The following is a 14,371-nucleotide window of genomic DNA, read 5'->3' as shown; positions in this document are numbered from 1 at the left end:
AGGCCGCGACCCCCGCACCCGAGGCGCCCGCCATGCCGCAGAACCGCCTCGTCACCGTGGAGGATCTCAACGTCCGCTTCCTGTCGCGCGATGGCGATGTCTCGATCCTCAACGGGGTGAACTTCACCCTCGACCGGGGTGAGGTGCTGTGCCTCCTCGGCGAATCGGGGTCGGGCAAGAGCGTCACACTGCGCGCGTTGATGCGGCTGCTGCCGGGCAATGCGCGCATCTCCGGCCGCCTGGAGGTGGACGGGCACGACATCGCGGCGATGAAGGAGCGCCAGCTCCGCCCGCTGCGCGGCTCGACCGTCGCGATGATCTTTCAGGAGCCGATGACCGCGCTCGACCCGGTCTTCACCATCGGCCAGCAGATCACCGAGACGCTGCGCGCCCATAAGGGCCTCTCCGGCGGGGCGGCCAGAAAGCGCGCGCTGGAGCTCTTGGAACTGGTGCAGATCCCCAACGCCCCGGCGCGGCTGAAGGCCTATCCGCACGAACTCTCCGGCGGTCTGCGGCAGCGGGCGATGATCGCGCTGGCGCTGTCGTGCGATCCCAAGCTGCTGCTCGCCGACGAGCCGACCACGGCGCTGGACGCCACGGTGCAGATCCAGGTGCTGCTCCTCCTGCGCGAGCTGCAGAAGGAGCTCGGCATGGCGACCGTCTTCGTCACCCACGACATCGGCGTCGCGTGCGAGATCGCCGACAGGGTGGGGGTGATGTATGCCGGCCGCCTGGTGGAAGGGGCGGACGTCGGGCGGATCATCAAGGAGCCGCTCCACCCCTATACCAGCGCGCTGATGCGCTCCACGGTGCACGCCGGGATGCGCGGCCAAGTGCTGGACTCCATCCCCGGCGCCCCGCCGGACCTTGCCGCGCTGCCGCCCGGATGCGCCTTCGCCCCCCGTTGCCAGAGCGCGCGGAGCCTGTGCGTTCAGGACGAGCCGGGCTCAACCAGCCTTCCCGCCGGGCGCACCGTGCGCTGCCATATCCACGGCGCCGAGGCCGCGTGGCGCACCTCGCCCCCGCTCGCCGAATGAGACCGCGATGACCCCACGCCTTGCCGGCCTCTTCCTCGCGTCCCATGCCATCGGGGCGTTGGGAGGGGCCGGGGCCGCGCTCCTCGGTGTGCCGCTCGCCTGGATGATCGGCTCACTGATCGCCACCGCCGCCTTCACCCTCGCCGGATTTCCCACCACGACCTCGCGCATGTCGCGCAATGTCGGCGTCCTCATCCTCCTCACCGGGGTGGGTCTGACCTTCACCCCGGCGGCGGGGGAGACGGCGCTGGCGCTGCTGCCGCTCATCCTCATCGCTTCGGTGGCGACGCTGCTGATCGGCGTCGTCGCGTCGCTGCTCCTGGCCCATTTCGCGCAAATCGACCGGGCGACCGCGTTCTTCTGCTCCGTGCCCGGCGGGCCTGCGGAAATGAGCCTCCTCGGCGCGCGGCAGGGGGCGGAGACCGCACCCATCGCCATGAGCCAGCTCCTGCGCGTCGTTTGCATCGTCCTCGTCATCCCGCCGGCGATGACGCTGGCGGGCGTCACCGGGGACGGGGCCGCGAGCGCGCCCGGCTTCGGCGTCGACGCCGCCGGGCTGGCGCTCACCCTGGCGCTCTCGGCCGCGGCGGCCCTCGCCCTCGTCGCGGCGAAGGTGAATTCGGCCTTCCTCATCGGCCCGCTCGCCGTGGGCGTCGGTCTCGGCCTTGGCGAGGCGAACCTGTCGGCCGTCCCGCACTGGTTGATGAGCGCCTCACAGGTGGTTCTCGGCGTCTATCTCGGCGCGCAGTTCACGCCGCAGGTGATGCGCCGCATGCGCCGCTTTTTGCCGGTGGCGGTCGGCAACATCGTCCTCGTCACCGGAAGCTGCGCGCTGCTCGGCACACTGCTCCACCTGTTCGACGGTGAGCCGATCTCGACGATGATCCTCGCCACCGCGCCCGGCAGCGTCACCGAAATGTCGATCACCGCCCAGGCGCTCGGCCTCAACGTTCCGGTGGTGACGGCTTTCCACGTCATCCGCATCCTCCTCGTCATCGCCCTCGTGACGCCCGCCTTCGCGGTGATGCGCATGGCCGGGCTGGTGGCCCCCGCCGATCCCGATTTTCCCCGCAACACGAAGGCCGCAGAATGAACATCCGCGCCACGGGTGCGCCGCCCGCACTCGGTGAGTTTCCGCCGACCGCCGTGGAGGCGGCCAAGGACATCGCCGCCGGACGGCTGTCGCCGACCGAGCTCGTCACCCTGTGCCTGAACCGGGCGGAGGCGCTGCAGCCGCTGCTCCACACCTATGTGACGCTGGACGCGGAGGGCGCGCTCGCCGCCGCGGCCAAGGCGGAGGCGGAGATCGCCCGCGGCCATTATCGCGGCCCGCTGCACGGCATCCCCTTCGCGGTGAAGGACAATTACGACGCTGCGGGCCTGCCGACGACGGGCGGCTCGCGCCTTCACGACGGCAGCGTGGCGGCCGAGGACTCCACCATGGTCGCGCGGATGAAGGCGGCCGGGGCGGTGCTGATGGGCAAGCTCGGCACCTGGGAATATGGCACCGGCAACGGCGGCGAATATTTCGACCTCCCCATCACCACGACCCGCAATCCGTGGGATCCGTCGCGCTTCGCCGGCGGCTCCTCCACCGGCACGGGTGCGGCCGTCGCCTCCGGCACCACGGTGTTGGCGCTCGGCTCGGACACCACGGGCTCAGTGCGGCTGCCGGCGAGCGCGTGCGGCTGTGTCGGCATCCGCGCCACGCACGGCCTGATGCCACGCGCCGGTCTCCTCGCCAACTGCTATGCGATGGACGTTCCGGGGCCGATCACCTGGACCGTCGAAGAGGCCGCGCTCATCACCGAGGCGGTGAGCGGCTACGACCCGCGCGACCCCTCCAGCGCCGAGGTGCCGCCCTTCGTGCGCCCGGCCGCGATGGGCGGGTCCATTCGCGGACTGCGCATCGGCGTCATCCGCGACATCGGCCCCGGCTTCGTGCCGGATGCCGCGATGACGGCCGCCTTCGAGGACGGGCTGACGGTGCTGGAGGCGCTGGGGGCGGACCTGCGCGAGACGGTCTTGCCGTTGTCCGCGAAGGAGCAGTTCGCGATCTCCTCGATCATCGGCCCGGCGGAATCGGCGGCGATCCACGAGGAGGAGATCAGCAACCGGGCGACGGTGATGGGCTACGGCCTGCGCGAAAAGCTGCTCAAGGGGAGCATGATCCGCGCGGCGGACTACATCGCCGCCCAGCGCCAGCGCCGCGTCATTGCCGCCGCCATGGACGCGATGATGACCTCCTTCGATGCGGTCATCACCTACGGCGCCTGCCACGTCGCCCCGCCGATCGACGACGAGGCGGCGATGATCAATTTCACCATGGAGACCGCGCTGACGCCGTTCAGCCTCTCCGGCCATCCCTCCATGGTGCAGTGCACCGGCTTCACCCCGGCCGGGCTTCCGCTGCACTGGCAGATCGCCGCGCCGTTCTTCGGCGAGGCCACCATGTTCTCGATCGCCGCCGCCTTCGAGGCGGCCACACCGCATCGGCAGAGGAGGCCGAGCCTGTGAACGAGCTGTCCCCCATGGCGGCGTCCAGCGACGTCGTCCACCTGTCGATCGCCGAGGCGTCCCGCCTCATCGCCGCACGCAAATTGTCGCCGGTGGAGCTGGTCGGCGCCTTCCTCGCCCGCATCGAGGCGACGCAGGCGACGCTGAACACCTACATCACCGTGCTCGCCGAAGAGGCGATGGAGGCCGCCCGCGCCGCCGAAGCCGAGATCGCCGCCGGGCGCTACAAAGGGCCGCTCCACGGCATCCCCTTCGCGGTGAAGGACAACTATCATGTGAAGGGGGTGCGCACGACCGGCGGCTCGCGCCTGATGCTGGACTACGTGGCGGACGAGACCGCGACGACCATCGAGAATCTGTGCGCCTCGGGGGCGATCCTGCTCGGCAAGCTGAACACATGGGAATATGGCACCGGCGACGGCAAGGTTCACGGCGACCTGCCGTTCCCGCTCGCCCGCAACCCGTGGAACACGGACCACTTCACCGGCGGCTCGTCCACCGGGGCGGGCGTGGCGGTGGCCGCGGGCAGCGCCATGTTCGCTCTCGGCTCGGACACCGGCGGCTCGGTGCGCCTGCCGGCCGCCGCCACCGGCGTCCAGGGCATGAAGGCGACCTACGGCGTCGTCAGCCGCGCGGGCATCCTGCCCAACTGCTGGACGCTCGACGTCGCCGGTCCGCTGACCTGGACCAGCGAGGACAACGCCATCGTTCTTGAGGCGATGGCCGGTTACGACCCGCGCGATCCGCAGTCGCTGAACCGGCCGGTGCCGCCCTTCGCGCGGGGGATCGGCACGGGCATCGCCGGCATGACCATCGGTGTCGTGCGCGATCTCGGCCCGGACGTGGTGATGCAGGACGAGGTGGCCGCCAACCTCGCGGCCATGGAGCCGGTTCTTGAAAGTCTCGGCGCACGGCTGGTCGATCTCACGCTGCCCACGACGCTCGCCGAATATCGGACGATCACCGGCATCATCAACTACGGCGAGTCCTTCTCCATTCACGAGGAGGACTTCATGCAGCGCCATCACCTGATGGGCGCGTCGCTGAAGGCCAAGATGATCGCCGGCTTCCACCTGCGCGCGGTCGACTTCATCGCCGCCCAGCGCCGCCGCCGCGAATTGGCGCTGGCGACCGACGCCGTCATTCGCACAGTCGACGCGGTGCTGGCGCCGTGCACCTTCCTCACCGCGCCGCCCTTCGGCGACCAGGACGAGCTGACCCGTTTCACCTTCGGCGCCGCGACCTCGCCCTTCAACGTCACCGGCCACCCGGCGATGGCGGTGGCGAACGGGTTCGACGCCAAGGGCCTGCCGACCAGCGCCCAGCTCGTCGGCCGCTATTTCGACGAGGCGACGCTCTACCGCCTCGCCTTCGCCTACGAGATCGCGGCGAACACCCGCGCCGCCCGTCCCTCCCTCTGACTGCCGAGCCCCGTCATGCCTACACCCTGGACCCCCGAGGAAATCGCCTCCTTCGCCGCCCGCTACGGGCTGAAGGACCTGACGCCGGACATGCTGGAGCGCATGCGCGTCATCGCCGATTCCGTCGCCGAGGCGAGCGCTGCGATCCCGCGCATGCCGCGCAAGGACGACGAGCCTGCGCCGATCTTCCGCGTGCCGCTGCGCTGAGGGCGGAACTATGGAGCCTTACGACCTTTCCGCGGCGGAAGCCTCCGCCGCGATCGCGGACGGCAGCCTGACCTCCGAGACGCTCGTGCGCTCATGCCTCTCCCGCATCGCCGCGCGCGATCCGGTGGTGAAGGCCTGGAGCTATCTTGACGCGCGCCAGGCGATCGCCGACGCGCGCGAGTGCGACAAGGAGATCGCCACCCACGGCGGACCGAAGACGCCGCTGCACGGCATCCCGATCGGCGTGAAAGACATCATCGACGTCGAAGGCATGCCGACGACGTTCAACAGCGTCTTCTACCAGGACCATGTGCCCTCGCGGGACGCCGAATGCGTGCGCGTGGTGCGGGCCTGCGGGGCGGTGATCCTCGGCAAGACCGACACGGTGGAATTCGCCTCCGGAGGGCGCAAGGCGCTGACCACGCACCCGATGAACACCGGCCATTCGCCCGGCGGCTCCTCGTCCGGCTCGGCGGCGGCGGTGGGGGACCACCATGTGCCGGTCGCCTTCGGGACGCAGACCGCGGGCTCGCTGATCCGTCCCGCGAGCTACAACGGCATCTATGCCTTGAAGCCGACCCATGCGTCCGTCGCCTGGCCGGGCGCCGGCCAATATGCGCCGAGCCTCGACACCATCGGCTGGTACGGCCGCTCGGTCGACGATGTGGCGATGATGGCCGCCGCCTACCGCCTCCGCGGTGTGGACCAGGCCGCGCCCGCTGCGCAAACGTTGACGGTGGGTCTGTGCAAGACGCCTTATGCCGACCGCTGCGAGCCGGCGACGCTCGAGATGCTGGAGAGCGCCGGCAAGCGCCTCGCCGCCGCCGGGATCACCGTCACCGAGGTCGAGATGCCGGACGGCTTCGTGGAGCTGTCCGAGATGCACCGGCGGGTGATGTTCGGTGAGGGAATGTCCCATTTCCTCGCCGAATATCTGGAGCAGGGCGAGGCGCTTTCGCCCGATTTCGTCAGCCGTGTGGTGGGCGGCGACGTGATCCCCGCCGAAGCGCTGCGCGAGGCCTATGACGCCGCCGCCGCCGGGCGCCGCAGCCTGGAGGCGATGTTCGACGGCGGACCGGACGTCATCATGTGCCCGTCGGCCACAGGCGAGGCGCCGAAGGGTCTCACCTCAACCGGCGACTATGTGATGAACGCCTTCCTGACGCTGCTGCACGTGCCGCTTCTCGCCATTCCCGCGGCGAGCGGGCCGTCGGGTCTGCCGATCGGCGTGCAGATCGTCGCGCCGCGCTTCGACGAGCCGCGGCTGATCGCGGCGGCGCGCCGTCTCGCGCCGCTGCTTGCTCCCGATAGGATCTGACGATGCAAGCCCATGAACTGACGGCGAGCCAGGCGGCCGCTTCGATGGAGGCCGGCGAGCTGTCGGCCGAGGAACTGGCCCGCTCCTGCCTTGCCCATATCGACGCGCGAGAGCCTGCGGTGAAGGCCTGGGCGGCCTACGATCCGGACCGCGCCATCCGCGCCGCGCGCGAGGCCGACAAGAGGCGCGCATCCGGCGACGTGCCGGGGCGGCTTCTCGGCCTTCCCTTCGGCGTGAAGGACATGATCGACACGGCCGAATATCCGACCACCGACAACACGCCCGCCCACTACGGCAACCGGCCGAGCCATGACGCCCACTGCGTGGCGATCATGAAGGCGATGGGCGCCTACGTGCTCGGCAAGACCGATACGGTGGAGTTCGCCGCCGCCGGGCGCAAGGCGGCGACGCACCACCCGATGGCGCCGGGGCGCACGCCCGGCGGCTCCTCCTCCGGCTCCGGTGCCGCGGTGGCCGACCGCCAGGTGCCTCTCGCCTTCGGTACGCAGACCGGCGGCTCGCTGATCCGCCCGGCCTCCTTCAATGGCGTCTATGCGCTGAAGCCCACCCACAACCTCGTCTCCTGGGACGGGGCGCGGCACTATTCGCCCAGCCTCGACACCATCGGCTGGTACGGCCGCTCTCCTCAGGATCTCACCCTTGTGGCCGAGGCCTTCCGCCTGCCGGGGGCGGACATGGTGACCGCGCCGCCGGTGGAGAGCCTGACGGTGGGCATCGCGCGGACCCACAATTGGGACGCCGCCGCGCCGGAGGGCAAGGACGCGCTGGAGCGGGCGGCGCGCCTGTTGGCGGAGGCCGGGGCGCGCGTCGTCGACATCGACCTGCCTGCACCGTTCGCCGATCTCAATCAGACGCAGCGCGTCATGATGTTCGGCGAAGGGCGCGTGCAGTTCCTGGCCGAATATCTGTTGCGGGGCGCGGCGATGCATCAGGACTTCGTCGACCGGGTGGAGAACGTCAACCAGATCACGCCGCGTCTGCTCGCCGAGCATCTGAACCTTGCCGCGCGGTGCCGGGAGACCTTCGACGGTCTGTTCGGCGTCGACCTCGACGTGATCGTGACCCCGGCGGCACCGGGGGAGGCGCCGGTCGGGCTCGATACCACCGGCGACTGGGTGATGAACTCGATGTGGACGGTGCTGCACGCGCCGTGCCTCGCGGTGCCCGGCCACAGGGGACCGAACGGTCTTCCGGTGGGGGTGCAACTCATCGCACCGCGGTTCGCCGATTCGTCCCTGCTCGGCATGGCCGAGGCGATCGCGCCGGTGCTCGACCCGGATCTTGCGGCCTGACGCCCGGTTCGACGTGATCGAGGGGCGCCCGTTGTCATTGGCGGGCCGCCCCTTTACATCCGCCCGACCAATGGTGTGCCCGGCCTCAAGAAAGCGAGACGACGTTTGGTGACCACGCGCAGTCAGGCGATTACGGCGCAGTTGCGTGAGCGGCTGATCAGGGGCGACTACGAGCCCCAGGCCCGTCTGAACGAGGTGGACCTCGCGGCCGAGCTCGGCACGTCGCGCACGCCCGTGCGCGCGGCGCTCAACTATCTCGCCAGCGAGGGGCTGGTCGTCTACCGGCCCAACGCGGGTTTCGTCGTGCGGCCGATCACCCAGGCCTACATCGCCGGTGTCTACGAGGTGCGGTCCTCGCTGGAAGGGCTGGCGGCGCGGCTTGCGGCCGAGAACGGGCTGACCGCGGCCGAGCGGCGGGCCATCAACCGCAACGTCGCCAAGTCGGACGCGGTGATCGAGGCGGGATCGGAGGACCGGGCGGACGAGCTGCGCGAGTTGAACAACACGTTCCATCTCATGATCATCGAGGCCTCGCGCAACGAGCATCTGGCCGAGACGTTGCGCCGCACGCGCACGCTGCCGGGTGTGGACCGGGTGAAGGACCAGGCCTTCGACTTCGCCTTCATCGCCCGTGCGCAGGAGGATCACCACTACATCTTGCGGGCGATTCTGGCAGGGCAGGGGGCGCGGGCCGAGGCCTTGTCCCAGGAGCACGTTCACCGCGGGGCGCAGCGCCTTCTCGACTTCTTCCGCGCGCGCGACGGCACCCCGAACGGCAAGGACGCAGGCGACACGCCCGGCGGCGTGGTGCTGGCTTAGGCGCTTCGATCAGGGTGCCGTTAAAAAGTGAAAGCGTTCATTTGTAAGAGTGCGCCGCGGTATGCCGCACTGTTTCAAGTCACCGACGCAAGAATCGAGTCCAACTCGTCGTCGACATCCTTAAGCAAATTGATAATGCGATTTACTGTCGCCAGTTCTTGCTCCGGATCAGGTTTTTTTACCGTATGAACCTTTGGCGAGCTATGAGCAACCTCTCCTCGACGTTTTCCGAAGGTATCAAACTCAGCAAGCATTAAGGGATCAATTTTCTCGGTTGGAAATCCGATTGGCAAAAGGATGTTTAGGACGTTCTTTTCGCGAATGCCATGGTTTTCATTTTTTATATTCGATATATAAAGAGATGCAGCCACGCTGACACGGGTTTTCATATCGATTTTTTCCTGCCAAATTTTTTGCTGATTTGGCTGAGGGGAATCAAATGTGTCTGGCGGCTCGCCGAAGATTTTCTTGCTAAATGAAACCAGGCAGGCGGCGCTATGAGAAATCCGGCCGTGTTTTTTGCATATTGCGCTAGCCGATACTGCAATCTGAATTGCCCTCTTTTCGAGGTACTCCTCTATTGCGGCATGAGATAAAACTCTAAAAGAAATAACCCCAGTAAATACTCGATCGCGATAATACCCATCGGTTCGAAATTTTTTGGAGAGAAGGTGCAATCTAAGAATTTTTACCGAGGCTTTTAATTCCTTATACGCTTCCGAGGACACGATGATTCACTCTGAGATCACAAAGTGACCGTCTTTTAATCGTGGCAGATCAATATTCATATTTAGAGCGCCAGAAAGTGCTTCCCCCCAGATGCGAAGCCTGCTGGCTGTGTTTGGAATGCCCGCGGTATCGCTTTCAATGGCCTCAAGAAATTTTACGTCATCGAATAAATGCTCATAAGCGCTATGCACCGCTTGTCGATTGCGGGCCATCGCGTCAAGTATCGGCCCTTGAGCGGCATAAAAAGATAGCGTGTCGAAAATCGCTCTATTAAACGAACGAGATCTTGGCTTCCGCGCAAGATTTTCACCAAAAATAGATTGCAACTCTCGTATCAAGCGCTCAAATTGTTTGGAGGCTTCGTCGATTGTATTTTCTCGGACCTGCCATTGATCGTTTTCAATTTGGCACGTTTGATCGAGGAAAGCCTTCATCCTCCCCTTATACGAAGTCAGATGCTCAGTGAATGCAATGAATCGTACCAGAAGTTCCACATCGCGCATGCGTGGGTCTGGCCCGTCCCGACCCAGTAGGGAATGAAGGGCTGCAGATTCAGCAGAGAATTCATCAGCAAACTCTGTGAACGGCCCAGGGGCCATCGCTTGTCGCAATTCTTGAGGTGAAAGTTTAACGCTTTGCGTATTGAGCCTTAAAAATACCTGATGTAAAAAATCGTTATTAGGCCAATTTCTTATTATTACAGTTCTAATTGTATAATTGTAAAATGAATTTAGCTCATCAATCAGCTCGGGGTCATTAAAGAAGTCGTGGAACTTTTTTCTTGAAAGATCCTTTCTGATCGTCATTCCAGATAGGCCGAAGCCGGCACGTCTATCGCCCTGGCTCTCCGTAAATGCAATAAGAGAGAGTAATCTCTGCTTTCCGTCAAGAACTAAGTATTTTCCTCTCTGTCCAGCAACCTCCGCGAATACTAACTGAGGGACAGGCAGGCCGACGACTAGCGATTCGATAAATGTACTTTTGCGATTTGTGGACCAAGCATCCCGACGTTGAAACTTCGGATTTAGGATTATGTTTTTTCGGTTTAGTTGGGATAGGATAGTCTCGACGGTCCAATCTGACGAATAGAGAACGGCATCAGAGAACTGGCGTGCAGTTGTTTCAGGAAGGGCTTGGTCCTCTTCGTCCTCAAAATCGACGGCGTCAGACATATATTAATTTAGCCCTTGTTATTCGCCCGAGAATCGGAAGCTGTCATTTAAGGATGGAATCAATTCAGTTGCAATCTCTAAGTTTTCGGCATCAGAGGTCGCTGCCGCTGGGATGGCATTCTTCAAGTCATGCGGCGTGGTGTAGTATGGCGAAAACCGTGGATTCTGCAAAAATCGCAAAGCCCACTACGAATGATTCCGCCACCGCTGACTGCATCCGGCGTTGGCGTTCTCCTGCCTACATCAGGCCCGTCACGATGCCGCCGCCCGCTCGTCTGCCGTCGCGCTTTGTCGAGAACGTCACGCGGAATGCGGCGGCGAAATTGGAATGACGTAGACTGCGGACGCTTCATCGGAGACGGCATGCGGAGGAGCATCTGTAGCACCTGTGTGGTGCAGGTGGGCCACCGAAAGTCCGCAGAAACTGGAAAGGTCCGCAGATCAGCGCCATTCGGGGGAGAATGGTGCCCAGGGGCGGGATCGAACCACCGACACTGCGATTTTCAGTCGCATGCTCTACCAACTGAGCTACCTGGGCGAGGGCGTCGCACGTCAGCGGCGCCGTCGAAGCGGGTGTATAATCGGGCTTAGACCGCCTGTCCAGCGTCGATCGGCGATTGTTCGGCCGGCGTGTGGATAATCTCCGGCGCGGCGTCGCTCTCGGCCCCTTCCGCGCGGCGGCGGCGGGCTTCGGCGACGATCTCCCGCCGCAAATCGCCGTTGGCCTCCAGCAGGGCGCGAAAGGCACGGCCGGGCAGAACCAGAAGCTCGCCGAACCCGAGCATGGTCACATCGGCGCTCCTCGGCACACCCAGAACGGCGGAGATCTCGCCGACACAGCTTCCCCGGCCGAGCGTCACGCGAAGGCTCCCGGTGTCGACCTCCACCGCGCCCGAGGCGATGAAATAGACCTCGTCGTCGGTGTCGCCGCGGCGGATGATGCGCTCGCCCGGCACCACGAAGCGGGTCCGCAGGCTGCGCACGAGATCGGCCAGCGCCGGCTCGGGCAGCGAGCCGAAGAGAGGCACCGCCGCCACCATCGCCCGCTTGTCGACCGAGATGTCCAACGTCAGCGCGCCGGTGAAGCGGCGGTTGGCGGCGGCGAGCTCGTCGGCCAGCGCGCTCGACACGTCGGCGGCGAGGATCCCCTCGTCGCGCAGCACGCGGTAGGCGTGGTGCTCCTCCGTCAGCGCGATGCGCTCCAGGAAGCGCTGCTCCAGCCGCCGGGCGAAGTGCGGATATTGCAGCACCAGCGCGTCCAGCGCGTTGGTGACGTTCTCGCGCCGCCGCTCCAGGATGCGCACGCACACCTGGGCGACGCGCGCCCCCATCACCGGGGCGATGCGCTCCTGGCAGAAGGGCATCAACTCGGCGAGCACCAGGCGGTGGACGATGAGCCGCTCGAACCTGTCGGCGACCACGGCGGCCAAAGGCCGGCGCAATCCGAAGAGCCGCTGCGCCAGGAGCGCGGCGCGGAAGGTGAGGGAAAATCGCGTCGTGCGCTCGGCCGCGGCGAGGTAGCCGCGCCGGCCGTTGACGCGCGCCGCCTCGCGCACCCGCTGCGCCTCGCGGTTGAGGCTTTCGGCGACGCGGGGTGAGATCACGGCGTTTTCGGCGTGGCGGGAGAGGGCGGCCCGCTCGGCCTGGGCGAGCACCACGAGGGCGAGGTGGGAGCGCGCGGTGATGGGCACCTTCTCCTCGGCCGTCTGTGCGCGGCCATAGGCCTCCAGCGCACGCTCCGCGACGCCGGTCTCGATGCCATATTGGGAGGCCGCCGCCTCGACCCTCTCGGCCGCGCGGCGCCGGGCGAAGGCGCGCGCCCCGGCCGACAGATTGCGCTCGAATGGCGACAACCGGTTCAGCCCCACGAGGGTCGTCAAAGGCTGCAAGGTCAGGCCGTTGACGAAGATGGTGAAGAGCGTGAAGGCGGTGGCGAGGACCGCGATGAACTCCTGCTGGTCGTGCGGGATCGCGTCCAGCTCGGTGATCGACAGCGCGAGCAGCAGCGTCAACCCGCCGCGCATGCCGCCCCACCAGAGCAGCGCCTTGGCCTTGTTCTCGATGCTCTGGGCGAGCGCCAGGCGCTGCAGCACCGGCAGGAAGCCCCACAGGATCAGCGCCCGCGCCGCGAAGGCCGCCACCACCACGACGCCCGTGGCGACCGCCATGTCGAGATCGAAGCGTGACAGCAGCGTCGGCACCAGGAAGGCCGCCAGAACGAAGATGAGGCTGTTGGACCAGAAGGAGAGCTGTTCCCAGATCATGTGAACGTGCCGCCAGGAGGCGACGGCGCGGCCCGACTGCGCCCGCCGCGCCGTGGCGAGGCCGGAGACGATGACGGCGATGGCGCCGGAGATGCCGAGCTGCTCCTCGCACAGCACCCAGGTGAGATAAGGGAGCGCCACGGTGACGGACGTGAGGGCGGCCGGATGCCCCCGCGTCAGCGCGATGACGAGTCCGGCCGCGGTTCCCGTCCCAAGGCCCACCAGCGCGCCGCCGATGCCCGACACGGTGAAGACGACGACCCCGTCGAGGAAGGTTTCAGCGCCCGAAAGGCCGGGCGATGTGCTCGACGCGATGCCGACCAGGATGGTGAAGAGGGCGATGGCGGCGGCGTCATTGAAGAGGCTTTCCCCTTCGACGATGCGGACCAGGCGCGCCGGCGCGCCGACGTCGCGGAAGATGGAGAGGACGGCGAGCGGATCCGTCGTGGAGACGATGGCGCCGAGGAGGAGGCAGATCGTCAGCGACATGCCGGTGACCGGGGCGAGCGCCAGGCCGATGGCGAAGGTGGAGACCAGCACCGCCACCACTGCGAGGAGGACGATGGGAGTGACGTCGTCCAGCATGCGCCGCGCGTCCGTCCGGAACGCGGCGTCGAACAGGAGGGGCGGCAGCAGGATGAGGGTGAGCGCGTCCGCCGAGATCGGGAGTTCGCGGAAGAGCTCGGCCAGCGGGGCGAGAGGTTCGGGGGCATGGCCGGCGGTGGCGAGGAGGCCGAGCACGATGCCGAGGGCCGCCAGCGAGATGGACTGGGGGAGGGCGAAGCTGCGCGAGATCGCCTCGACGACCGCGATGAGCGCGACGAGGACGATGACGGCGGTGAGGACGAGGGCCAGCGACATGCGCGCTATTTGCACCAAGTTGAAGTTCGGGGGAACGGACGCAGGCGCGCATCACCCGCGCGCGCGATCAAGATGGCGGTGCTGCGGCGTGAGGCCGCCGTGACCGTGCGGCGGCGCGCGGGCGCTCGGGTCGGCGGGTCCGCTCGGCCCTTGCGGAAAAACACAGTTTTGCGTGTCGGAGGGCTGATCGCCCCTTGCAAATGCCGCGGCCCTCAAGCATATACGCCTTGCCCAATTTCGCACGTGCCTGTGGTCGCGTGCCGGTCATCGCAGGACCTGGGTGCCACGCCTCAGCTGTTCGCAGCGGCTGGAGCGGGCCTGGATCCTGCGGGGCAATGACCGGTCTTCCGGATTGAACCGGACCCTGCGGTGGACGTTGGCAGCGAGGAGCTGCCGATCAACCCAACGCAGCGCGACTTGAAGCAACGACGTAGAGGGCTTTTTTGGTCTCTTCCGGCTGTCCAAATGCCGGGGTCACTGAAGAGGCACTTACTTCCTTGCCAGGCGTGCGGACGGGACACCCCCATCCAAAGCGCTAGCATCACAAGACGGAACGCCAAGGGACCACACCCCCTCGGAACACCGTCTCTATCGCCCCGCCGTCCGGCTTCACCGCCGTGCGTGTGGATCGTGTGACGCGACGTGTCCCCGCCGAACAGGCAGTTGCGGGGGCCATTCGGTTCGACGGACGACGGCTGACGCCTCCACAGCGC

11 protein-coding genes and 1 tRNA gene are annotated in these 14,371 nt (G+C 66.4%); 8 read left to right on the top strand and 4 right to left on the bottom strand.

Features of this window, described 5'->3' with window-relative positions:
* Positions 1–32: 32 nt before the first annotated feature.
* The 8 genes from BIX52_RS03505 (at position 33) to BIX52_RS03470 (ending at position 8,632) form a co-directional block, all read left to right on the top strand.
* A complete protein-coding gene (locus tag BIX52_RS03505; RefSeq protein WP_075220139.1) occupies positions 33–1,037 on the top strand; it encodes an ABC transporter ATP-binding protein in 1,005 nt (334 codons plus the stop codon).
* Positions 1,038–1,044: 7 nt separating this feature from the next.
* Positions 1,045–2,130 carry an AbrB family transcriptional regulator gene (locus BIX52_RS03500; RefSeq protein ID WP_075219571.1) on the top strand — a complete coding sequence of 362 codons (1,086 nt, stop codon included), beginning with the start codon at positions 1,045–1,047 and terminating at the stop codon, positions 2,128–2,130.
* Positions 2,127–3,554 (top strand): amidase, encoded by a 1,428-nt coding sequence (locus tag BIX52_RS03495; protein WP_075219570.1) that lies wholly within the window; start codon positions 2,127–2,129, stop codon positions 3,552–3,554. The genes BIX52_RS03500 and BIX52_RS03495 overlap by 4 nt, the downstream gene beginning before the upstream one ends.
* Entirely contained in the window at positions 3,551–4,975 is a 1,425-nt protein-coding gene (locus BIX52_RS03490) for an amidase (RefSeq protein ID WP_083659978.1), read from the top strand. Before BIX52_RS03495 ends, BIX52_RS03490 begins: the two co-directional genes overlap by 4 nt.
* A gap of 15 nt (positions 4,976–4,990) precedes the next feature.
* Positions 4,991–5,182: a hypothetical protein gene (locus BIX52_RS03485; RefSeq protein ID WP_075219569.1), complete on the top strand. Its 192-nt coding sequence runs from the start codon at positions 4,991–4,993 to the stop codon at positions 5,180–5,182.
* A gap of 10 nt (positions 5,183–5,192) precedes the next feature.
* Positions 5,193–6,500, top strand: a complete 1,308-nt coding sequence (locus BIX52_RS03480) for an amidase (RefSeq protein ID WP_075219568.1) — start codon at positions 5,193–5,195, stop codon at positions 6,498–6,500.
* Positions 6,501–6,502: 2 nt separating this feature from the next.
* Entirely contained in the window at positions 6,503–7,813 is a 1,311-nt protein-coding gene (locus tag BIX52_RS03475; protein ID WP_083659977.1) for an amidase, read from the top strand.
* 108 nt (positions 7,814–7,921) lie between these two features.
* Positions 7,922–8,632, top strand: a complete 711-nt coding sequence (locus tag BIX52_RS03470) for a GntR family transcriptional regulator (protein ID WP_139312708.1) — start codon at positions 7,922–7,924, stop codon at positions 8,630–8,632.
* Between the two features lie 74 nt (positions 8,633–8,706).
* On the opposite strand, the gene BIX52_RS22735 is transcribed toward BIX52_RS03470, so the two are convergent.
* The 4 genes from BIX52_RS22735 to BIX52_RS03455 all read right to left on the bottom strand — a co-directional run bounded on the left by BIX52_RS22735 (position 8,707) and on the right by BIX52_RS03455 (position 13,658).
* Positions 8,707–9,360: a HEPN domain-containing protein gene (locus BIX52_RS22735; RefSeq protein WP_139312707.1), complete on the bottom strand. Its 654-nt coding sequence runs from the start codon at positions 9,358–9,360 to the stop codon at positions 8,707–8,709.
* Between the two features lie 6 nt (positions 9,361–9,366).
* A complete protein-coding gene (locus tag BIX52_RS03465; protein ID WP_075219565.1) occupies positions 9,367–10,533 on the bottom strand; it encodes a DUF262 domain-containing protein in 1,167 nt (388 codons plus the stop codon).
* 462 nt (positions 10,534–10,995) lie between these two features.
* Positions 10,996–11,071, bottom strand: a tRNA-Phe gene (locus BIX52_RS03460).
* 49 nt (positions 11,072–11,120) lie between these two features.
* Positions 11,121–13,658: a cation:proton antiporter gene (locus BIX52_RS03455; RefSeq protein ID WP_075219564.1), complete on the bottom strand. Its 2,538-nt coding sequence runs from the start codon at positions 13,656–13,658 to the stop codon at positions 11,121–11,123.
* Between the last annotated feature and the right edge of the window lie 713 nt (positions 13,659–14,371).

This window comes from Acuticoccus yangtzensis (genome assembly GCF_001927245.1).
Lineage (GTDB): Bacteria > Pseudomonadota > Alphaproteobacteria > Rhizobiales > Amorphaceae > Acuticoccus > Acuticoccus yangtzensis.
This window is presented reverse-complemented; position numbering and strand designations above follow the sequence as displayed.

Bases quoted from the DNA above. Each gene is read 5' to 3' on its own strand.
- BIX52_RS03475 (WP_083659977.1), top strand. From the start codon at position 6,503: ATGCAAGCCCATGAACTGACGGCGAGCCAGGCGGCCGCTTCGATGGAG.
- BIX52_RS03505 (WP_075220139.1), top strand. From the start codon at position 33: ATGCCGCAGAACCGCCTCGTCACCGTGGAGGATCTCAACGTCCGCTTC.
- BIX52_RS03455 (WP_075219564.1), bottom strand. From the start codon at position 13,658: ATGTCGCTGGCCCTCGTCCTCACCGCCGTCATCGTCCTCGTCGCGCTC.
- BIX52_RS03495 (WP_075219570.1), top strand. From the start codon at position 2,127: ATGAACATCCGCGCCACGGGTGCGCCGCCCGCACTCGGTGAGTTTCCG.
- BIX52_RS03485 (WP_075219569.1), top strand. From the start codon at position 4,991: ATGCCTACACCCTGGACCCCCGAGGAAATCGCCTCCTTCGCCGCCCGC.
- BIX52_RS03500 (WP_075219571.1), top strand. From the start codon at position 1,045: ATGACCCCACGCCTTGCCGGCCTCTTCCTCGCGTCCCATGCCATCGGG.
- BIX52_RS03480 (WP_075219568.1), top strand. From the start codon at position 5,193: ATGGAGCCTTACGACCTTTCCGCGGCGGAAGCCTCCGCCGCGATCGCG.
- BIX52_RS03465 (WP_075219565.1), bottom strand. From the start codon at position 10,533: ATGTCTGACGCCGTCGATTTTGAGGACGAAGAGGACCAAGCCCTTCCT.